The sequence below is a fragment of the Streptomyces sp. AM8-1-1 genome (genome assembly GCF_032229325.1).
GTDB lineage: Bacteria > Actinomycetota > Actinomycetes > Streptomycetales > Streptomycetaceae > Streptomyces > Streptomyces achmelvichensis.
In genome coordinates this window covers 6983090-7003991 of sequence record NZ_CP135086.1, presented here as the reverse complement: position 1 = coordinate 7003991, position 20902 = coordinate 6983090, and the positions used below count along the sequence as shown (strand labels likewise).

Here is a 20902-nt window from a genome sequence, read left to right as displayed (position 1 = left end):
CCGCCGAATGGCCCCACCGGTGTGCCGGGAGCCGTCGCGCGACAACTCCCGGCACAGCCGTCACACGCTACTGACCTGCGCTGTCCACCACGGCGGACCACTCGTCGAGCAGAGCCTGCGCCGAAGCGTCATCGGGGCCTTCTGCCCACAAATGAGTGACAGCTTCGGCGGGATCCGGCAGCACCATGACCCAGCGGCCGTCCGTCTCCACGACGCGCACGCCGTCGGTGGTGTCCACATGCCGCTCGCCGGCGGCCTCGACGACCCGGCGCATGACGAGTCCCTTCACCGCCCACGGCGTCGCGAGGTCGCGCTTGAGGACGTGTGCCTTGGGGATCCTGGCGTCGATCTGGCTCAGTGTGAGCTGCGTACGGGCCACCAGGCCCACCAGGCGCACCAGAGCCGCCGAACCGTCGAAGACACTGCTGAACTCCGGAATGATGAAGCCACCACGGCCGTCACCACCGAAGATCGTCGTCTCCTCGCGGCCCACCCGCGTCAGATCGTCGGGCGAGGTCGTGGTCCACTCCACCTGGGTGCCGTGGTACGCCGCCACCTGCTCGGCGATCCTTGTCGTCGTCACCGGCAGGGCCACCCGCCCGCTGCGCCGTTCCGCCGCGACGAGATCGAGCATCACCAGCAGCGCCCGGTCGTCCTCGATGATGCGGCCGCGCTCGTCGACGAGGGAGAGCCGCTCACCGACCGGGTCGAAGCGCACCCCGAAGGCCGCCCGCGCGGAGGCCACGATCTCGCCGAGGCGCACCATCCCGGACCGGCGTGTGTCGGCCGACTCGGTCGGCCTGGACTCGTCGAGACCGGGATTGATCGTCAGCGCGTCCACACCCAGCCGTCCCAGCAGGCTGGGAAGGACGAGTCCGGAGCTGCCGTTGGAGGCGTCGATGACGACCTTCAAGTTGGAATCGGCGATCCCCGTGATGTCGACATTGCGCAGCAGGGACCCTGTGTACGAGTCGAAGACGCTGGCGGGGAAGTGCAGGTCGCCGATCTCACCGGGGAACGCGCGCCGGTACTCCTGGCGTGCGTACACCCGGTCCAGCTTCCGCTGTCCGGCCTGCGAGAGGTCGGCACCACGCTCGTCGAAGAACATGATGTCGACGGAGTCCGGTACACCCGGCGACGTACGGATCATGATGCCGCCGGCGCTTCCGCGCGCCGTCTGCTGACGGGCGACCGGCAACGGCACGTTCTCCAGGTCGCGTACGTCGATGGCACTGGCCTGGAGCGCCGAGATCACCGCGCGCTTGAGGGCACGGGCACCACGTGAGTGGTCACGTGCCGTCGTGACGGTGGACCCCTTCTTCAGGGTCGTCGCGTACGCACCGGCCAGCCGCACGGCCACTTCCGGGGTGATCTCCACGTTCAGGATGCCGGTGACACCCCTGGCGCCGAAGAGATGCGCCTGACCGCGGGACTCCCAGATGACCGAGGTGTTGACGAACGCGCCGGCCTCGATGGTCTTGAACGGGTAGACCCGCACATTGCCCTGGACGATCGATTCTTCACCGACGAGGCACTCGTCGCCGATGACCGCGCCGTCCTCGATCCGGGCGGCACGCATGATGTCGGTGTTCTTGCCGATCACACAGCCACGAAGATTGCACTGCTCGCCGATGTAGACGTTGTCGTGGATGACGGCCTTGTGGAGGAACGCACCGCTCTTGACGACGACGTTGGACCCGATGACCGTGTGCTCGCGGATCTCCGCGCCGGCCTCGACCTTGGCATAGTCGCCGATGAAGAGGGGACCGCGCAGAACGGCGTCCGGGTGCACCTCCGCACCCTCCGCGACCCAGACGCCGGGCGAGATCTCGAAACCGTCGATGTCGACATCGACCTTGCCCTCGAGGACATCGGCCTGGGCCTTCACATAGCTCTCGTGCGTGCCCACGTCCTCCCAGTAGCCCTCGGCGATATAGCCGTAGATGGGCTTGCCTTCCTTCATGAGCTGCGGGAAGACATCACCGGACCAGTCCACGGACACATCGGCCTCGACATAGTCGAAGACCTCGGGCTCCATCACATAGATGCCCGTGTTCACGGTGTCCGAGAAAACCTGACCCCAGGTCGGCTTCTCCAGGAAGCGCTCGACCTTTCCTTCCTCGTCCACGATCGTGATACCGAATTCCAGAGGATTCGGCACACGGGTCAGACACACCGTGACCATCGCGCCCTTCTCCTTGTGGAAGGCGATCAGGTCGGACAGATCGAAATCGGTGAGGGCGTCACCGGAAATGACGAGGAAGGCATCGTCCTTCAGCGCTTCCTCGGCATTCTTCACACTCCCCGCGGTGCCGAGCGGCTTCTCCTCATTGGCATAGGTGAGCTCCATTCCGAGCTCTTCGCCATCACCGAAGTAGTTCCTGACCAGTGAAGCGAGAAACTGCACGGTTACGACGGTCTCATTGAGCCCATGCCGCTTGAGCAGCCGAAGGACGTGCTCCATGATGGGGCGGTTTGCCACCGGCAGGAGCGGCTTGGGCATGCTCGAGGTCATGGGGCGAAGTCGCGTACCTTCGCCACCGGCCATCACGACGGCCTTCATGTCGGAAGCGTCCTCCTTGACGAGATGACGGTCTGGCCGACTCCACCCGTCCAAAGAGGCCCTCGGGGGTCATCCGCGGCCGGCAACGCTGCACGGCTCCGCGTCGACGGGTCAATCGGCGACTGCGTCCGCCTTGACGAGGCGGCGGACTTGGACCACATACAGGATCCCTGCCCACCAATACAGAGTTGTACCCCATCCGGCGAAGGCCCATCCGAAAATAGCACCGAGTGACGCAAGCCACCCCGATCCGTCACTGAGCAGCAGCAGCGGGAACGCGTACATGAGGTTGAAGGTGGCCGCCTTGCCCAGGAAGTTCACCTGAGGAGGCGGATAACCGTGCCGGCGGAGGATTCCCACCATCACCAGGAGCATCAGTTCCCGGGCCAAAAGCGCCGCGGTCAGCCACAGTGGCAGGATCTCGCGCCAGGTGAGACCGACAAGGGTCGACAGGATGTACAGGCGGTCCGCAGCGGGGTCGAGAAGTCGCCCCAGACTGCTGATCTGGTTCCATCGGCGTGCGAGCTTGCCGTCGAGATAGTCACTGACACCGCTCAGCATCAGGACGAGCAGAGCCCAGCCGTCACTCTTGGGTCCGCCGAACTCGGGGCGGAGAATCAGCCAGAGGAAGAGCGGCACACCGGCAAGACGCGCCATGCTGAGGACGTTGGGGATGGTGAGTACCCGGTCCGTCTGAACGCGGGTCTCCTGGACCTCCACCCGGGGGCCTCCTGTGTGGAACGTGCCGATGATGCTCCCCGACCTTACCCTCAGCCCGGATCGCCGGATGCACAGGGGTGAGCAGCAGAAGTCCCGGAACGCAGAAAGGCCCCGCACCAGAGGTGCGGGGCCTTCCCACAATGATTGTTCGGCGGCGTCCTACTCTCCCACAGGGTCCCCCCTGCAGTACCATCGGCGCTGAAAGGCTTAGCTTCCGGGTTCGGAATGTAACCGGGCGTTTCCCTAACGCAATGACCACCGAAACACTATGAAGATATCGACCCGGAACCCACACAAACGGGGGTTCGACAGTTCGTTACTTCAGAACTAACACAGTGGACGCGAGCAACTGAGGACAAGCCCTCGGCCTATTAGTACCGGTCAACTCCACCCATTACTGGGCTTCCATATCCGGCCTATCAACCCAGTCGTCTACTGGGAGCCTTACCCTCTCAAGGAGGTGGGAATACTCATCTCGAAGCAGGCTTCCCGCTTAGATGCTTTCAGCGGTTATCCCTCCCGAACGTAGCCAACCAGCCATGCCCTTGGCAGGACAACTGGCACACCAGAGGTTCGTCCGTCCCGGTCCTCTCGTACTAGGGACAGCCCTTCTCAATATTCCTACGCGCACAGCGGATAGGGACCGAACTGTCTCACGACGTTCTAAACCCAGCTCGCGTACCGCTTTAATGGGCGAACAGCCCAACCCTTGGGACCGACTCCAGCCCCAGGATGCGACGAGCCGACATCGAGGTGCCAAACCATCCCGTCGATATGGACTCTTGGGAAGATCAGCCTGTTATCCCCGGGGTACCTTTTATCCGTTGAGCGACGGCGCTTCCACAAGCCACCGCCGGATCACTAGTCCCGACTTTCGTCCCTGCTCGACCCGTCGGTCTCACAGTCAAGCTCCCTTGTGCACTTACACTCAACACCTGATTGCCAACCAGGCTGAGGGAACCTTTGGGCGCCTCCGTTACCCTTTGGGAGGCAACCGCCCCAGTTAAACTACCCATCAGACACTGTCCCTGATCCGGATCACGGACCCAGGTTAGACATCCAGCACGACCAGAGTGGTATTTCAACGATGACTCCACAACCACTGGCGTGGCCGCTTCACAGTCTCCCACCTATCCTACACAAGCCGAACCGAACACCAATATCAAACTGTAGTAAAGGTCCCGGGGTCTTTCCGTCCTGCTGCGCGAAACGAGCATCTTTACTCGTAGTGCAATTTCACCGGGCCTATGGTTGAGACAGTCGAGAAGTCGTTACGCCATTCGTGCAGGTCGGAACTTACCCGACAAGGAATTTCGCTACCTTAGGATGGTTATAGTTACCACCGCCGTTTACTGGCGCTTAAGTTCTCAGCTTCGCACGCCCGAAAGCGTACTAACCGGTCCCCTTAACGTTCCAGCACCGGGCAGGCGTCAGTCCGTATACATCGCCTTACGGCTTCGCACGGACCTGTGTTTTTAGTAAACAGTCGCTTCTCGCTGGTCTCTGCGGCCACCCCCAGCTCGAGGAGCAAGTCCTCTCACCAGTGATGGCCCCCTTCTCCCGAAGTTACGGGGCATTTTGCCGAGTTCCTTAACCATAGTTCACCCGAACGCCTCGGTATTCTCTACCTGACCACCTGAGTCGGTTTAGGGTACGGGCCGCCATGAAACTCGCTAGAGGCTTTTCTCGACAGCATAGGATCATCCACTTCACCACAATCGGCTCGGCATCAGGTCTCAGGCTATGTGCTGTCCGGATTTGCCTGGACAGCGCCCTACACCCTTACCCCGGGACAACCACCGCCCGGGCTGGACTACCTTCCTGCGTCACCCCATCGCTTACCTACTACCACCTTGGATCGCCGGCTCCACCACTTTCCTTTCCCCGAAGGGTCCGGAACGGCTTCACGGGCTTAGCATTAATGGGCTCGATATTGGGCGTTTCAAAGCGGGTACCGGAATATCAACCGGTTGTCCATCGACTACGCCTGTCGGCCTCGCCTTAGGTCCCGACTTACCCTGGGCAGATCAGCTTGACCCAGGAACCCTTAGTCAATCGGCGCACACGTTTCTCACGTGTGTATCGCTACTCATGCCTGCATTCTCACTCGTGAACCGTCCACCACTGCCTTCCGGCGCGGCTTCACCCGGCACACGACGCTCCCCTACCCATCCGTACTCCCGTTGGGGATATGTGTACGAATGACACGACTTCGGCGGTACGCTTGAGCCCCGCTACATTGTCGGCGCGGAATCACTTGACCAGTGAGCTATTACGCACTCTTTCAAGGGTGGCTGCTTCTAAGCCAACCTCCTGGTTGTCTCTGCGACTCCACATCCTTTCCCACTTAGCGTACGCTTAGGGGCCTTAGTCGATGCTCTGGGCTGTTTCCCTCTCGACCATGGAGCTTATCCCCCACAGTCTCACTGCCGTGCTCTCACTTACCGGCATTCGGAGTTTGGCTAAGGTCAGTAACCCGGTAGGGCCCATCGCCTATCCAGTGCTCTACCTCCGGCAAGAAACACACGACGCTGCACCTAAATGCATTTCGGGGAGAACCAGCTATCACGGAGTTTGATTGGCCTTTCACCCCTAACCACAGGTCATCCCCCAGGTTTTCAACCCTGGTGGGTTCGGTCCTCCACGACCTCTTACAGCCGCTTCAACCTGCCCATGGCTAGATCACTCCGCTTCGGGTCTTGAGCGCGCTACTAAGTCGCCCTATTCGGACTCGCTTTCGCTACGGCTTCCCCACACGGGTTAACCTCGCAACACACCGCAAACTCGCAGGCTCATTCTTCAAAAGGCACGCAGTCACGACGCAAGGAACAAGTTCCTTGCGCGACGCTCCCACGGCTTGTAGGCACACGGTTTCAGGTACTATTTCACTCCGCTCCCGCGGTACTTTTCACCATTCCCTCACGGTACTATCCGCTATCGGTCACCAGGGAATATTTAGGCTTAACGGGTGGTCCCGCCAGATTCACACGGGATTTCTCGGGCCCCGTGCTACTTGGGTGTCTCTTAAACGAGCCGCATGAATTTCAGCTACGGGGGTCTTACCCTCTACGCCGGACCTTTCGCATGTCCTTCGCCTATCCATACGGTTTCTGACTCGTCTCACCGCCGGCAGACGATGATAAAGAGATCCCACAACCCCGCATGCGCAACCCCTGCCGGGTATCACACGCATACGGTTTGGCCTCATCCGGTTTCGCTCGCCACTACTCCCGGAATCACGGTTGTTTTCTCTTCCTGAGGGTACTGAGATGTTTCACTTCCCCTCGTTCCCTCCACACTGCCTATGTGTTCAGCAGCGGGTGACAGCCCATGACGACTGCCGGGTTTCCCCATTCGGAAACCCCCGGATCAAAGCCTGGTTGACGACTCCCCGGGGACTATCGTGGCCTCCCACGTCCTTCATCGGTTCCTGGTGCCAAGGCATCCACCGTGCGCCCTTAAAAACTTGGCCACAGATGCTCGCGTCCACTGTGCAGTTCTCAAGCAACGACCAGCCACCCACCACCCCACCCAACAGGGCGAGTTCACTGGGGCCGGCATCGCGAAGGTTCAGACAACTTTCTGCCCGTACCCTCAGATACCCAACAGCGCGCCCGGCACAATCAACCCTCCGCCGCGTTCCACACTCCGAAGAGCAGTACTAACAACCGGATGACCGATCGTGCCGAATAGTCAACGTTCCACCCATGAGCAACCAGCACCGGACATTCGCCGATGTACTGGCCTCTGACCTGATCCGAAGATCCGGTAAGAAGTGCTCCTTAGAAAGGAGGTGATCCAGCCGCACCTTCCGGTACGGCTACCTTGTTACGACTTCGTCCCAATCGCCAGTCCCACCTTCGACAGCTCCCTCCCACAAGGGGTTGGGCCACCGGCTTCGGGTGTTACCGACTTTCGTGACGTGACGGGCGGTGTGTACAAGGCCCGGGAACGTATTCACCGCAGCAATGCTGATCTGCGATTACTAGCAACTCCGACTTCATGGGGTCGAGTTGCAGACCCCAATCCGAACTGAGACCGGCTTTTTGAGATTCGCTCCGCCTCGCGGCATCGCAGCTCATTGTACCGGCCATTGTAGCACGTGTGCAGCCCAAGACATAAGGGGCATGATGACTTGACGTCGTCCCCACCTTCCTCCGAGTTGACCCCGGCAGTCTCCTGTGAGTCCCCATCACCCCGAAGGGCATGCTGGCAACACAGAACAAGGGTTGCGCTCGTTGCGGGACTTAACCCAACATCTCACGACACGAGCTGACGACAGCCATGCACCACCTGTCACCCGACCACAAGGGGGGCACCATCTCTGATGCTTTCCGGGCGATGTCAAGCCTTGGTAAGGTTCTTCGCGTTGCGTCGAATTAAGCCACATGCTCCGCTGCTTGTGCGGGCCCCCGTCAATTCCTTTGAGTTTTAGCCTTGCGGCCGTACTCCCCAGGCGGGGAACTTAATGCGTTAGCTGCGGCACCGACGACGTGGAATGTCGCCAACACCTAGTTCCCAACGTTTACGGCGTGGACTACCAGGGTATCTAATCCTGTTCGCTCCCCACGCTTTCGCTCCTCAGCGTCAGTAATGGCCCAGAGATCCGCCTTCGCCACCGGTGTTCCTCCTGATATCTGCGCATTTCACCGCTACACCAGGAATTCCGATCTCCCCTACCACACTCTAGCTAGCCCGTATCGAATGCAGACCCGGGGTTAAGCCCCGGGCTTTCACATCCGACGTGACAAGCCGCCTACGAGCTCTTTACGCCCAATAATTCCGGACAACGCTTGCGCCCTACGTATTACCGCGGCTGCTGGCACGTAGTTAGCCGGCGCTTCTTCTGCAGGTACCGTCACTTTCGCTTCTTCCCTGCTGAAAGAGGTTTACAACCCGAAGGCCGTCATCCCTCACGCGGCGTCGCTGCATCAGGCTTTCGCCCATTGTGCAATATTCCCCACTGCTGCCTCCCGTAGGAGTCTGGGCCGTGTCTCAGTCCCAGTGTGGCCGGTCGCCCTCTCAGGCCGGCTACCCGTCGTCGCCTTGGTAGGCCATCACCCCACCAACAAGCTGATAGGCCGCGGGCTCATCCTTCACCGCCGGAGCTTTCAACCCCTCCCCATGCAGGAAGGAGTGTTATCCGGTATTAGACCCCGTTTCCAGGGCTTGTCCCAGAGTGAAGGGCAGATTGCCCACGTGTTACTCACCCGTTCGCCACTAATCCACCCCGAAGGGCTTCATCGTTCGACTTGCATGTGTTAAGCACGCCGCCAGCGTTCGTCCTGAGCCAGGATCAAACTCTCCATGAATGTTTTCCCGTAATCGGGATGAACACCACAAGAGCGGAACAGCCGATCGGAATAAGACCGACTGTTCACAGCGTCCTCGCTGTGTCATTGCCTACCAACCACAAGGGCCGGCAGGACTTTCAAAGGAACCTCGCCATCCGAAGATGGACGGGGTATCAACATATCTGGCGTTGACTTTTGGCACGCTGTTGAGTTCTCAAGGAACGGACGCTTCCTTTGGACCTTCTTCAAGGCCCTCCGGGCGCTTCCCTTCGGTGTTTCCAAACCATATCAGGCTTTTTCGGTCTCCCTGACCATCCGCCCTGCGGACATGCAGAGGTTTAGACCAGTTAGGATCTCGGCTTGATAGGCGCTGCCGACCCCCGACTCACTGTCGCGTTGGGGCCAGGCAGGGGTACGACAGTACCTGCCGCCTGGAGGCGAGGCAAATCGTTTCCGGTGCACCCCTAGGTCCGCCAACTGGTAGGTCTCGTGCGGAACTAGGACTTGTCATGACTTACCCTTCTGAACAGTGTGCCGTCCTCGACAGGCAGTGACGGTGCAGTAACGAATCTCCGCCCCTGGGAGGCTCCATGACCACAGTGACGTCCCCTCTTTCCGGACGTGCCATCGGACTCTCGGCGGTGCCGGACCCGGTGTTCTCCGGTGCCATGGTCGGTCCGGGTACCGCCATCGACCCCGTGCGTGAGCCCTCGGAGGCGGTCGCACCCGTCGACGGCATCGTTGTCTCCCTCCACCCCCACGCCTTCGTCGTCGTCGACGACCAGGGACACGGTGTGCTGACGCACCTGGGCATCGACACCGTCCAGCTCAACGGCGAGGGCTTCGAGCTGCTCGTCAACAAGGGCGACACCGTTCGCCGTGGTCAGCCCGTCGTGCGCTGGAACCCGGCCGCCGTCGAAGAGGCCGGCAAGTCCGCGATCTGTCCGATCGTGGCGCTCGAGGCCACGGCCGACTCCCTCTCCGGACTCCGTGAGGACGGCGATGTGAAGTCCGGGGACACCCTCTTCACCTGGCAGTGACGCCGACGCCGTGATGACGGCGAGTTGCACATCCAACGCGGCGGCACAGGCCGTCGCTCAATCGGAGACGGTGAAATGGAGACAACGCTGCGAGGCGTCGGCGTGAGCCACGGGGTGGCGATCGGCGAAGTACGGCACATGGGTACGGCGGTGCTGGAGCCGCCGGCAAAGCAGATCCCGGCACAGGACGCGGAGCGCGAACAGGGGCGCGCCCGCAAGGCCGTGGAGGCTGTGGCCGCTGACCTGATCGCTCGGGGCAATCTGGCAGGTGGTGAAGCCCAGCACGTGCTCGAGGCGCAGGCGATGATGGCGCAGGACCCCGAGCTGATGGCCGATGTGGAGCGGCGCATCGCTGTCGGGAGCACGGCCGAGCGTGGGGTGTACGACGCGTTCGCCTCGTACCGGGCGCTGCTCGCGGGTGCCGGCGAGTACCTGGCCGGCCGCGTGGCCGACCTGGACGACGTACGGAACCGGATCGTGGCGCGACTGCTCGGCGTGCCGATGCCCGGTGTGCCGGACAGCGACGAGCCGTATGTGCTGATCGCCCGGGACCTCGCTCCGGCGGACACGGCGCTGCTCGACCCGGCGCTGGTGCTCGGGTTCGTGACCGAGGAGGGCGGGCCGACCAGTCACAGCGCGATTCTGGCGCGGGCGCTCGGTGTGCCGGCCGTCGTGGCGCTGCCCGGTGCTGGCGAGCTCGCCGAGGGCACGGTCATCGCGGTCGACGGCAGTACCGGCGAGGTCTTCGTCGAGCCCAGCGAGGACAAGCGCACGCAGATGGAGCGGGCGGCCGCGGAGCGGAAGGCCGCGCTGTCCGCGTCGACCGGACCGGGTGCGACGTCGGACGGGCACAAGGTGCCGCTGCTGGCGAATGTCGGCGGTCCGGCGGATGTTCCGGCTGCGGTGGAGGCCGGTGCCGAGGGCGTCGGTCTGTTCCGTACGGAGTTCCTGTTCCTGGACGACAGCAAGCAGGCGCCGTCCGAGGAGAAGCAGGTCGAGGCGTACCGGGCGGTGCTGGAGGCGTTCCCCGAGGGCCGCGTGGTCGTGCGGGTGCTGGACGCGGGCGCGGACAAGCCGCTCGACTTCCTGACGCCGGCGGACGAGCCGAACCCGGCGCTGGGTGTGCGCGGGCTGCGCAGCCTGCTGGATCACCCCGAGGTGCTGCGGACGCAGCTGACGGCGCTGTCGAAGGCCGTCGAGGGTCTGCCCGTGTATCTCGAGGTCATGGCGCCGATGGTGGCGGACCGGACGGACGCGAAGGCGTTCGCGGACGCGTGCCGCGAGGCGGGGCTGCGGGCGAAGTTCGGCGCGATGGTGGAGATTCCGTCCGCCGCGCTGCGGGCGCGCTCGATCCTCCAGGAGGTGGAGTTCCTGTCGCTGGGCACCAACGACCTGGCGCAGTACACCTTCGCCGCCGACCGTCAGGTGGGTGCGGTGTCCCGGCTTCAGGACCCGTGGCAGCCGGCGCTGCTCGACCTGGTGGCCCTGTCGGCCGAGGCCGCAAGGGCCGAGGGCAAGAGCTGTGGTGTGTGCGGTGAGGCTGCCTCCGATCCGCTGCTCGCCTGTGTGCTCACCGGTCTGGGGGTGACGTCGCTGTCCATGGGTGCCGCGTCGATCCCCTATGTCCGCTCGACGCTGGCGAAGTACACGCTCGCGCAGTGCGAGCGGGCGGCGGCCGCAGCGCGTGCCGCGGACACCGCCGAGGAGGCGCGCCTGGCCGCGCAGGCGGTGCTCTCCGGCGAGTAGCCGCGGGGACAGGTCGGTCGAGGGGCTCCTGCCGGTGACGGCGGGAGCCCCTTCGCCGTTCAGTGCTGGGCTTCCGGGTCGTCGGTCGTGACGGGGAAGCCCGCGCAGTACTCCACGCCCGGTTCGGGTGAGAGCGGCTCACCGGTGGCCGCGTCCGTGCAGTACGCGCTGAACACCTCGCCCGCGGTCAGCGGGAGGAGGCGGCCCTCGTGCAGCCGCCAGCCGCGGAGGCGGTCGGGTGCGTCGGGTGTGCTGGTGCGCAGCACCAGGCCCCCTGGGCTCTCCAGGGCGACGGCGGTCGCGAGGACGGTGACGAACTCGGCGCCCTCTGCGGCGTCCAGTTCGGCGGCCCGCGCTCCCGTGGTCGCGTTGCCTTCCGCGTGCAGGACGGCGAGAAGCTGTTCGTCCGGGGCCGGGACGCTGCACACGAGGTGGTGTCTTCCCTCTCCGGCACCTTCGAGCAGGCGCATCAGGAGACGGGACGCGCGGTCGAAGGCCGACCGACCGACGTCCTGGCCGCAGTCGGCGCACGCGCCGAGGTCGGCGAGGAGCAGGGTCGCGTACTCCCAGGTGGACTGGCGGACCGCCTTGTCGATCAGCTCGGGCAGCAGGCTGTCGAGTGGCTGGCCGGTGTAGCGGACGGTGCTCCCGCGGGTGGTGATCGCCGCGGTGTAGCTGCTGCGGCTGGTGGGTGTGTCGGGGTCGAGGCCGTGCTCGGAGCAGTACTCCGCGAAGTCCTCCGGGTCGAACAGGGCGACGGTGGTGTGCAGTTGACGGCTTGCGAGCGTTTTGAGCAGCCCGTCGACCTGCCTGAGGTACTCGCGGTGGTCCTCGAACGGGAAGGTGCGGTACCCGCGCATCGCGTCGAAGTCGTACGCGTCGGTCAGCACCCCGACGGTGCCGGCCACTTCTCGGCGCAGGGTGCGCCTGAGGGTGGTGTCGGTCGTGGGACGGTCCCCCGCCGCCCGCGGTCCGGTGCGGCCCTTGCGCCTCGATCGCCCGGTCTGTTTGCGGGCAGCCTTGTCGTGCGCCATTTCTCCCCCTGACGGTTGTCGACTGGTCGTGACTCACCGTAACGGGAGGCACTGACAACACCGGGGCGGAGTGCTGCGGCAGACACCGGAACAGGCCGCCGGCCTCGGTGTTCGCCGGGTCCTGGGCGGTCCGGGGCCGGGCGGGAGGCGGCGGCGGTTACGAACGGGTGCGGGCGAGCTCCTCGTAGAACGTCAGCAGTTCCAGGTTGTCGACCGAGCCGGGGTTGACCGCTTTGGCGAGGGCCGTGCCCTGGAGCAGGCGCTTGACGGGGACCTCGATGCGCTTGCCGGTCAGGGTGTGCGGGACGCCGGGCACCTCGATGATGTCGTCGGGGACGTGCCGCGGGGAGAGCTGCTCACGGATCGTCCGCGTGATGCGGGCGCGCAGGTCGTCGTCGAGCGTCGCGCCGTCGGCGAGGTGGACGAACAGCGGCATCCAGTACCCGCCGTCGGGCTCCTCCAGGCCGATGACCAGCGATTCGCGGATCTCCGGGAGGCGTTCGACCGCTTCGTAGATGTCGGCGGACCCCATGCGTACTCCCTGACGGTTCAGGGTGGAGTCGGAGCGACCGTGGATGACGACGGAGCCGCGGTCGGTGATGGTGATCCAGTCACCGTGCCGCCAGACGCCGGGGAACATCTCGAAGTAGCTGTCGCGGTAGCGGCTTCCGTCGGGGTCGTTCCAGAAACGGATGGGCATCGACGGCATGGGGTTGGTGACGACCAGTTCGCCGACCTCGCCGATGACCGGTTTGCCGTGCGGGTCCCAGGACTGGAGGTCGGTGCCGAGGCAGGCGGCCTGGAGCTCGCCGATGTGGACGGGCAGGGTGGGGACGGCGCCCGCGAAGCAGCTGCAGACGTCGGTGCCGCCGCTGACGGAGGCGATCCAGAGGTCGTCCGCCACCTCGTCGTGCAGCCAGCGGAAACCGTCCGGCGGGAGCGGGGATCCGGTGGTGGCGACGCAGGCGATGCGGGACAGATCGTGGTCGCGGGACGGGTGGACGCCGGCCTTGCGGCAAGCCATGACGTACGCGGCGGAGGTTCCGAAGAAGGTGGCCTCGGTGCGTTCGGCGATGCCCCACTGGGCGCCGGTACCCGGATAGCCGGGGCTGCCGTCGTACAGGATCACCGTCGTGCCGGTGAGCAGGCCGGAGACGAGGAAGTTCCACATCATCCAGCCGGTGGAGGTGTACCAGAAGAACCGGTCCTCCGGGCCGAGGTCGCAGTGCAGTCCCAGCTGCTTGAGGTGCTCCAGCAGGATGCCGCCCTGGGACTGGACGATCGCCTTGGGCAGGCCGGTGGTGCCGGAGGAGTAGAGCACCCACAGCGGGTGGTCGAAGGGGACCTGCTCGAAGGCGGGCTCGGTGTCGCCGGAGGTGACGGCGGACCAGTCGAGCGCGCCGTCGGGAGCCTCGGTGCCGAGGAGGGGGATGTGGACCACGGCGCGCAGTGTGGGCAGTTCGGCGCGCAGTTCGGCGACGGTCTCCCTGCGGTCGTGCTCCTTGCCGCCGTAGCGGTAGCCGTCGACGGTGAACAGGACGACGGGCTCGACCTGCTGGAAGCGGTCGAGCACGCTGCGGGCGCCGAAGTCGGGGGCGCAGGAGGTCCACACGGCGCCGACGGCGGCGGTGGCGAGCAGTGCCGTGACGGCCTGCGGGATGTTGGGGAGGTAGCCGCTGATCCGGTCCCCGGGGCGCACGCCGAGTGCGCGCAGTTCGGCGGCGAGGGCGCCCACCTGGCGGCGCAGCTCGGCCCAGCTGACCGGAGTCGGCTCATGTGTTTCGTCCACATGGAGCAGGGCCGGATCGTGGGGGCGTTCCTCGGCGGCGCGCAGGGCGTGTTCCGCGTAGTTGAGCGTGGCGCCGGGGAACCACCGGGCGCCGGGCATGGCGGGATCGGCGAGCACGCGCTCGTAGGGGGTGGAGAACCGGACGTCGAACCAGTCGGCGACCGCGCGCCAGAACGTTTCGAGCTCATCGACCGACCAGCGGTGCAGCGCCGCGTATCCGCCCTGCTCCGGGGCTCCGTGGTGCTCGGCCGCCCAGCTCTGGAAGCGGGTGATCCTCGCTGCGGCGATACGGTCGGGGTCCGGCTGCCACAGGGGGGCAGGGTTCGCTGCTGAGGTCATGAGGCGGCTCCCGGCTGGCTCTACGCGGTGTCGGCGTGGTCACGCGCACGTGCGGGGTGTGCGCGTGACGCGGCTGACACGGACGATGCCATGTGATCGTCTTTCGCACCAGGGCTCGCCACCCATGGTCGGGCCGGGGAATATGTGGTCCCACCATGGGTGAACGGGAGTTGAACAGACCTCCCGTACGCCCAGCCGGATGGCAGGCTGAGCTGCATGGATGGTCGTGGTCTGGTGCGCTCGGTGCGGAACTTCGGAACGGTGCAGGGGTTGCGCGCGGTGCGCTCGGCCTGGCGGCAGCGGCGTACCGACGCGCGGGAACTGCCGGCGAGGGGTGCGGAGCGCGCCAGGGTGCCCGGTCCGGTGGCCGGTGCGGAGCCGTTGCCGGGAGGCGGGATCGTCCGGTTCGCCCGTTCCGAGCTGCGGATCTGCGTCACCGCGGGCGGTGCCGTCTTCTGGGGATGGGACGGCGCGGAACCGGAGCCGTCGTACGCGTTGGACGGAGCGCCGCCCGAGCCGGATCCGAGGGCCTCGCTGGAGCCCGACAAGGACGGCGGCTGGCGGGTGGTGTCGGAGCGCGTGACCGTCGAGGTGTCCCGGAACGGGGCGGTGGAGATCCGTACCCCCGGTGGTGTGGTCCTGCGCCGCGATCTTCCGCCGCGCTGGTGGGAGCCGGTGCACGGCGGTCCCGCGCGCTGGGTGCAGCGGACCGAAGTGGCCGCGGACGCCCGCTTCTTCGGGCTCGGCGGCCGGGCGTCGGGGCCGCGGCTGCGCGACGGCACCTACCGTCTGTGGAACACCGACCCTCGGGGTTCCTTCGGCCCCGGCGACGATCCGCTCTACATCACCATGCCGGTGCAGCTGGTCGTGGCGGACGCGGGCACGCATCTGGCGTTCCACGACAACTCCTGGGACGGCCGCGTCACGCTGCGCGAGGGCGAGGAGGGCGCGGGGTCCGGGCACGACCGGCCGGGCACCAGCGAGGTGCGGATGGACGGCGGTCCGCTGCGCTGCTGGGTCGCGGTCGGCACCCCCGCCCGCGTGCTGAGCTGCTGGGCCCGCCTCACGGGCGCACCCGCCGTGCCGCCCTCGTGGGCGCTCGGGCCGCAGCACGCCCGCTGGGGCTTCGGCAGTGAGCGGGAGGTGCGACGGATCGTGGCGGGCTACCGGGACCGGGATCTGCCCCTGTCGGCGATCCATCTCGACATCGACCACTACGACGCCCGCCAGGTCTTCACCGTCGACCGCGAGCGCTTCCCCGATCTGCCCGGGCTGGCGAAGGACCTGCGCGAGGACGGCGTGCGGCTCGTCTCGATCGTCGATCCCGCGGTGAAGGCGGAGCCGGGGAACGCGGTGTACGACAGCGGGCTTGCGGCGGATGTGTTCGTCAAGGACCGCGAGGGCGGCGAGGTGCACGGTGTGGTCTGGCCCGGTGACTGCGTCTATCCCGACTTCACCGAGCCGCGGGCCCGGCGCTGGTGGGGCGAGCTGTACGAGGAGCGCCTGGCGCAGGGCTTCTCGGGGGTGTGGCACGACATGAACGAACCGGTCTCCTTCACCCCCTTCGGCGACATGACCCTGCCGCGCTCGGCCCGGCACGCGCTCGACGGGCGGGGCGGCGACCACCGGGAAGCCCACAATCTGTACGGGCTCGCCATGGCCAGCGCCGGATACGAGGGGCTCCGGCAGCTGCGCCCGGCGGAGCGGCCGTTCCTCTTCTCTCGCTCCGGCTGGGCGGGCATGCAGAGGTACGGCGGGACCTGGTCCGGCGACGTCTCCACGGGGTGGCCGGGGCTACGGGCCTCGCTCTCGCTGGTGCTGGGACTCGGGCTGTGCGGAGTGCCGTACTCGGGGCCGGACATCGGCGGGTTCGACGGCGCACCGTCGCCCGAGCTGTATCTGCGCTGGTTCCAGCTGGGCGCGTATCTGCCGCTGTTCCGTACGCATGCGGCGATCGACGCCGGGCGCAGGGAGCCGTGGGAGTTCGGGCCCGCCGTCCTCGCCCATGCGAAGACGGCGCTGGAGGAACGCGAGCGGCTGCGTCCGTACTTCGTCACGCTCGCGCAGCTGGCACGGCTGACGGGGGCGCCGTATGTGCGGCCCCTGTGGTGGGACTCCCCCGAGGACAGGACGCTGCGCGACTGCGAGGACACGTTCCTGCTCGGCGACGCGCTGCTCGTCGCGCCGGTGCTGGAGCGGGGTGCGGACCGTCGTGCGGTGCGGTTGCCGCGCGGCCGCTGGTACGACACGTCGACCGGCCGGGCGTACGACGGCCCCGGGCAGGTGCTGGTGGAGGCTCCGTTGTCGCGCGTCCCCGTTCTGGCACGGGGCGGCTCGGTGATTCCGGTACGGGGTGCGGACGGCAGTACGGAGCTGGAGGTGTGGGCACCCGCGGTGGGCCGCCGCGGCGGTGGTCTGGTGGTCCCGGACTCCGGCGACGGCTTCGGGGCCACGGAGGTGGAGCGCTACACGACCCGGCTGGTGGACGGCCGGGTGGTCGTGAAGCAGATCAGCGGGGAGGGCTCGGGTCCGCCGAGGTGGCGGGTGCGGGTGAGGGGGCTGGGGGCGACGGCATAGGGGGCGGGTGGTCAGCCGGCTGCGCGCCCGCAGGTCGCGTGCGGGCCGGCGACCCGGGCGTTCGGCCGACGCGGGTCCGCACGCGGCCTTCGCGGCCGCATCGCCCATCGGCCGGACCGGGTCGTACGGATCAGCCGGCAGGGATCAGCCCGAGCACACGATCAGCCGTAGACGCCGTCGAACCAGTTCTTCGCCGCCGCCGTGTGCAGCGGGAAAGCCAGCTCCTCCGGGGTGCGCAGCACATGCCAGCCCTCGGTCTCGTCGGTCGCCTGCGACGGCGGGAGGTCCGCCGTCGCCCGCTCCGGCAGCAGGCCGAACAGCAGCAGATGGCCTGCCGGGGCGCTCATGGCGTCCGCCAGGCGTACCTCGTCGCGGGCCGCGTCGATGCCCGTCTCCTCCTTCAGTTCGCGGACGACCGCGTGTTGCCAGTCCTCACCGAAGTCGATGAATCCGCCGGGCAGCGCGATCCCGCCGCGCCGGGGTTCGACGGTCCGGGTGATGACGACGAGTCCCGTGCCGTCCGCGTCCCGTACCGGGAGCAGGGTGACGGCCACGGGGAGCGGATTGCGGTAGGCGATGTCGCCGCAGGCGGGGCAGGTGCGGGGCCAGCCGGTGGCGGGGCCGTACGGCGCACCGCAGTTGCCGCAGTAGGAGTCCTTGGGCACGCGCGGACTGTATCCGATCACCTTTCCCACACGGGCCGGAACTGATAGACGGTGTGCCCATGACACGACGCGCTTCCGCTCTCCGCACCCTGCTCGCGACCGGTGCCGCCCTCGTCTCCCTCGCCGCCGCCACCGCTCCGGCCGCACAGGCCGACCCGGAGCCCACGGCCCCGAAGGAGTTCGTGGCCCTGCGGTCGGTGGATCCGACGATCATTCAGGAGATGCGCTACACCACCGCGCACAACTTCGTGGGCGAGCGGATCGACGGCTATCGGCAGCCGTTGTGCATCCTCACGCGGCCGGCCGCGAAGGCCCTGCGCCAGGCGCAGCGGCAACTCCTGCGCCAGGGCTATTCGCTGAAGGTGTACGACTGTTACCGGCCCCAGCGGGCGGTCGACCACTTCGTGGAGTGGGCGAAGGATCTGGACGACGAGGCGATGAAAAAGGAGTTCTATCCCCACGTCGACAAGTCGAGGCTGTTCGAGGACGGCTATATCGCGGAGAAGTCCGGGCACAGTCGCGGCTCTACGGTCGATCTCACCGTCGTGAAGCTCCCGGCACGCCCCACCAGGCCGTATGTCCCGGGCGAGCCCCTCGTCCCCTGCTATGCCCCGGCGTCCGTGCGGTTCCCGGACAATTCCGTGGACATGGGGACCGGGTACGACTGCTTCGACACGCTGTCGCACACCGAGGACCCGCGCATTCAGGGCAAGCAGCGGGCGAACCGGCAGCTGCTGAAGTCGACGTTGAGCGGCCTCGGCTTTGTGAACCTGGCCGAGGAATGGTGGCACTTCACCTACAAGCCCGAACTCTTCCCGGACACGTATTTCGACTTCCCCGTCGCCCGGAGGTCGGTCGCCGGTCACTGAGCCGTGCTCACCCGGCCGGGCACGGAAGCCGTCCGGGCACTGGAGCCGTCAGGAGGCCGTCCGGGCGCGGGCGGCGTGCGAAACGGACCGGCCGGGACCACCCCCGTAGGCTCCGGCCGGTCCGTTCACTGCTATCCGACGCACGAGAGCCGTTTCCGGTTCTCCTCCCAGGGATTACGGTGCGGACATGGCAGAGCAGACCTTTGACTCGTACGAGGAATTCTGGCCCTACTACGTCGCGATGCATTCCAGGGCGGCGACCCGGTGGGTGCATCTGACCGGGACGCTGACCGGGCTGGCGGTGACCGCCTTTGGGCTCGCCCGCGGGCGGAAGCGATATGCGGCGGCGCTGCCGCTGATCGGCTACGGCACGGCCTGGACGGCCCACTTCTTCATCGAGAAGAACAACCCGGCCACCTTCGGGCATCCCGCCTGGTCGCTGCGCGGCGACGTCCAGATGATCAGGATGATGCTGGCGGGCCGGGACGCGGAGCTGGCCGAGATCGCCGGCAAGTGGCTCGCCGAGAACCGCTAGGCCGTGGCACACTTCTGACGTTCCGTCAGATTGCCGTGCCGGGGAGGACCCTTGACGCGCACGCCCGTGGTCGCCGGATGGTTCACGCATGACAGCGGTGAGGAGGACTTCCGGCTGCTCGGCACCCGGTGCACGGCCTGCTCGTCGGTCTTCTTCCCCCGCGAGGACACCTTCTGCCGCAACCCCGCCTGCTCGGGCGGGGAGTTGGCGGAGGTGCCGCTCTCCAAGCGGGGGCGGGTGTGGTCGTACACCGACGGCCGCTACCGGCCGCCCGCGCCGTACGTCTCCGATCCCGGGACGCAGTGGGAGCCCTACACCCTCGTCGCCGTCGAACTCGCCGCCGAGCGCATGGTCGTGCTCGGACAGGCCGTGCCGGGGGTCACCGTCGCGGATCTCGCGGTCGGCATGGAGGTCGAGGTCGTGCCCGGTGTCCTCGATGAGGGCGCGGGGACGGACACCGTTCTCACGACGTGGCACTGGCGGCCCGTGGCGGTGTCGTCATGACCGGCGATGTGGCGGTCCTCGGGGCGGGAATGCATCCCTGGGGCAAGTGGGGACGCAGCTTCGTGCAGTACGGGACGGTGGCCGCGAGAGCCGCCCTCGCCGACGCGGGTGTCGCCTGGCCGCAGATCCGGTCGGTGGTCGGCGCGAACAGCGTGCGCTGCGGCTATCCCGGCCATGTGGCGGGGGCGACGTTCGCGCAGGCCCTGGGCTGGCAGGGGGCCCGTGTGACGAGTGTGTACGCCGCCTGCGCCTCCGGAGCGCAGGCCGTCGACGCGGCTCGTACGCAGATCCTCGCGGGTATGGCCGACGTCGTGCTGGTGGTCGGCGCGGACTCGGCCCCCAAGGGCTTCTTCGCACCCGCCGGCGGTGATCGCCCCGACGACCCGGACTGGCTGCGTTTCCGGGTGCTCGGTGCGACCAACCCGGCCTACTTCGGGCTCTACGCCCGGCGGCGCATGGCCGTACACGGCGACACCTCCGAGGACTTCGCCCTGGTCAAGGTCAAAAACGCCGCGGCGGGAGCCCTCAACCCCAACGCCCGCTACCGCACGCCCGTTTCGGCCGAGGAAGTGGCCGCCTCCCCCGTGGTCGCCGACCCGCTCCGGCTGCTCGACATCTGCGCGACGTCGGACGGCGCGGCCGCGCTGGTCCTGTCGAGCATGGACTTCGCGCGCCGGCACGGGGCGGCGGACCCCGTTCGTATCCGCGCGGTCTCCACGGTCACCCCGACCTATCCGAGAACCGTGCTCGATCTGCCCGACATCGCGACCGACTCGGCCGTGGCGGTGGAGCCGTCGCCGCACTCGTTCCGGGCGTCCATTGCCGCGGCGGCGTACGACGAGGCGGGCATCGGGCCGGAGGACCTGTCGCTGGCGGAGGTGTACGACCTCTCCACGGCCCTGGAGCTGGAGTGGTACGAGGACATCGGGCTGTGCGGCGCCGGTGAAGGCGCCAAGCTCGTACGGGAGGGGGTGACGGCGCTCGGCGGACGCGTCCCGGTCAACGTCAGCGGCGGGCTCGCGTCCTTCGGCGAGGCGGTGCCCGCCCAGGCCATCGCCCAGATCTGTGAGCTGACCTGGCAGTTGCGGGGCACGGCCGGGCAGCGCCAGGTGCCCGGGGCGCGTACCGGAATCACCGCGAACCAGGGGCTGTTCGGGCACGGGTCGGCGGTCGTCGCCGTCCGCTGAGGCGCTGTACGAATCCCGGAGAGGCGTCGATTTCCGCTCC

Annotated in this window: 12 protein-coding genes and 3 rRNA genes; 7 read left to right on the top strand and 8 right to left on the bottom strand. The window is 66.8% G+C overall.

All coding sequences use genetic code 11. The features are described 5' to 3' along the window. Positions 1-67: 67 nt before the first annotated feature. From RPQ07_RS31280 to RPQ07_RS31260, 5 genes are all read right to left on the bottom strand, one after another. On the bottom strand, positions 68-2563 hold the full coding sequence (locus RPQ07_RS31280) for a mannose-1-phosphate guanyltransferase (protein ID WP_313947569.1): 2496 nt from the start codon (positions 2561-2563) through the stop codon (positions 68-70). A 111-nt stretch (positions 2564-2674) separates the two neighbouring features. Beyond that, positions 2675-3283, bottom strand: a complete 609-nt coding sequence (locus RPQ07_RS31275; protein WP_313947568.1) for a CDP-alcohol phosphatidyltransferase family protein — start codon at positions 3281-3283, stop codon at positions 2675-2677. A 146-nt stretch (positions 3284-3429) separates the two neighbouring features. After that, a 5S ribosomal RNA gene (gene rrf, locus RPQ07_RS31270) occupies positions 3430-3546 on the bottom strand. Between the two features lie 88 nt (positions 3547-3634). After that, a 23S ribosomal RNA gene (locus RPQ07_RS31265) occupies positions 3635-6755 on the bottom strand. Positions 6756-7069: 314 nt separating this feature from the next. Continuing rightward, positions 7070-8595: ribosomal RNA gene (locus tag RPQ07_RS31260) — 16S ribosomal RNA — on the bottom strand. Together the 16S, 23S and 5S rRNA genes form the textbook arrangement of a ribosomal RNA operon. Positions 8596-9167: 572 nt before the next feature. Between RPQ07_RS31260 and RPQ07_RS31255 the strand changes: the two genes are divergently transcribed. Together RPQ07_RS31255 and ptsP are read left to right on the top strand one after the other, a co-directional pair. Further along, the gene (locus tag RPQ07_RS31255) at positions 9168-9617 is read left to right on the top strand and encodes a PTS glucose transporter subunit IIA (RefSeq protein WP_313947567.1); all 450 of its coding nucleotides are present in this window, start codon (positions 9168-9170) and stop codon (positions 9615-9617) included. Between the two features lie 75 nt (positions 9618-9692). Next, entirely contained in the window at positions 9693-11363 is a 1671-nt protein-coding gene (gene ptsP / locus RPQ07_RS31250) for a phosphoenolpyruvate--protein phosphotransferase (RefSeq protein ID WP_313947566.1), read from the top strand. Between the two features lie 59 nt (positions 11364-11422). Here the strand turns inward: ptsP and RPQ07_RS31245 are convergent, their stop codons facing one another. Both RPQ07_RS31245 and RPQ07_RS31240 read right to left on the bottom strand, forming a co-directional pair. Further along, complete coding sequence (locus RPQ07_RS31245; protein ID WP_313947565.1) at positions 11423-12397, bottom strand: hypothetical protein; 975 nt, start codon at positions 12395-12397, stop codon at positions 11423-11425. Positions 12398-12554: 157 nt separating this feature from the next. Continuing rightward, positions 12555-14525: an acetoacetate--CoA ligase gene (locus tag RPQ07_RS31240; RefSeq protein WP_313947564.1), complete on the bottom strand. Its 1971-nt coding sequence runs from the start codon at positions 14523-14525 to the stop codon at positions 12555-12557. A 216-nt stretch (positions 14526-14741) separates the two neighbouring features. Here RPQ07_RS31240 and RPQ07_RS31235 point away from each other — a divergent pair, with 216 nt between their 5' ends. Next, a complete protein-coding gene (locus RPQ07_RS31235; protein ID WP_313947563.1) occupies positions 14742-17102 on the top strand; it encodes a glycoside hydrolase family 31 protein in 2361 nt (786 codons plus the stop codon). Positions 17103-17263: 161 nt separating this feature from the next. Here the strand turns inward: RPQ07_RS31235 and RPQ07_RS31230 are convergent, their stop codons facing one another. After that, positions 17264-17767 carry an NUDIX domain-containing protein gene (locus RPQ07_RS31230; protein ID WP_313947562.1) on the bottom strand — a complete coding sequence of 168 codons (504 nt, stop codon included), beginning with the start codon at positions 17765-17767 and terminating at the stop codon, positions 17264-17266. Positions 17768-17826: 59 nt separating this feature from the next. Here RPQ07_RS31230 and RPQ07_RS31225 point away from each other — a divergent pair, with 59 nt between their 5' ends. The 4 genes from RPQ07_RS31225 (at position 17827) to RPQ07_RS31210 (ending at position 20862) form a co-directional block, all read left to right on the top strand. Beyond that, positions 17827-18636: a M15 family metallopeptidase gene (locus RPQ07_RS31225; RefSeq protein ID WP_313947561.1), complete on the top strand. Its 810-nt coding sequence runs from the start codon at positions 17827-17829 to the stop codon at positions 18634-18636. 187 nt (positions 18637-18823) lie between these two features. Further along, positions 18824-19171 (top strand): DUF962 domain-containing protein, encoded by a 348-nt coding sequence (locus tag RPQ07_RS31220; protein ID WP_313947560.1) that lies wholly within the window; start codon positions 18824-18826, stop codon positions 19169-19171. A 66-nt stretch (positions 19172-19237) separates the two neighbouring features. Continuing rightward, positions 19238-19675, top strand: coding sequence for a Zn-ribbon domain-containing OB-fold protein (locus RPQ07_RS31215; protein ID WP_313949092.1), 438 nt, complete (start codon positions 19238-19240; stop codon positions 19673-19675). After that, on the top strand, positions 19672-20862 hold the full coding sequence (locus RPQ07_RS31210) for a lipid-transfer protein (protein ID WP_313949091.1): 1191 nt from the start codon (positions 19672-19674) through the stop codon (positions 20860-20862). Before RPQ07_RS31215 ends, RPQ07_RS31210 begins: the two co-directional genes overlap by 4 nt. The last annotated feature ends 40 nt before the right edge of the window (positions 20863-20902 follow it).

What these genes read in the sequence shown, in the direction of transcription:
- RPQ07_RS31280 (WP_313947569.1), bottom strand. Translation starts at nt 2,563, where the DNA reads ATGAAGGCCGTCGTGATGGCCGGTGGCGAAGGTACGCGACTTCGCCCC.
- RPQ07_RS31255 (WP_313947567.1), top strand. Translation starts at nt 9,168, where the DNA reads ATGACCACAGTGACGTCCCCTCTTTCCGGACGTGCCATCGGACTCTCG.
- ptsP (WP_313947566.1), top strand. Translation starts at nt 9,693, where the DNA reads ATGGAGACAACGCTGCGAGGCGTCGGCGTGAGCCACGGGGTGGCGATC.
- RPQ07_RS31245 (WP_313947565.1), bottom strand. Translation starts at nt 12,397, where the DNA reads ATGGCGCACGACAAGGCTGCCCGCAAACAGACCGGGCGATCGAGGCGC.
- RPQ07_RS31240 (WP_313947564.1), bottom strand. Translation starts at nt 14,525, where the DNA reads ATGACCTCAGCAGCGAACCCTGCCCCCCTGTGGCAGCCGGACCCCGAC.
- RPQ07_RS31235 (WP_313947563.1), top strand. Translation starts at nt 14,742, where the DNA reads ATGGATGGTCGTGGTCTGGTGCGCTCGGTGCGGAACTTCGGAACGGTG.
- RPQ07_RS31225 (WP_313947561.1), top strand. Translation starts at nt 17,827, where the DNA reads ATGACACGACGCGCTTCCGCTCTCCGCACCCTGCTCGCGACCGGTGCC.
- RPQ07_RS31220 (WP_313947560.1), top strand. Translation starts at nt 18,824, where the DNA reads ATGGCAGAGCAGACCTTTGACTCGTACGAGGAATTCTGGCCCTACTAC.
- RPQ07_RS31210 (WP_313949091.1), top strand. Translation starts at nt 19,672, where the DNA reads ATGACCGGCGATGTGGCGGTCCTCGGGGCGGGAATGCATCCCTGGGGC.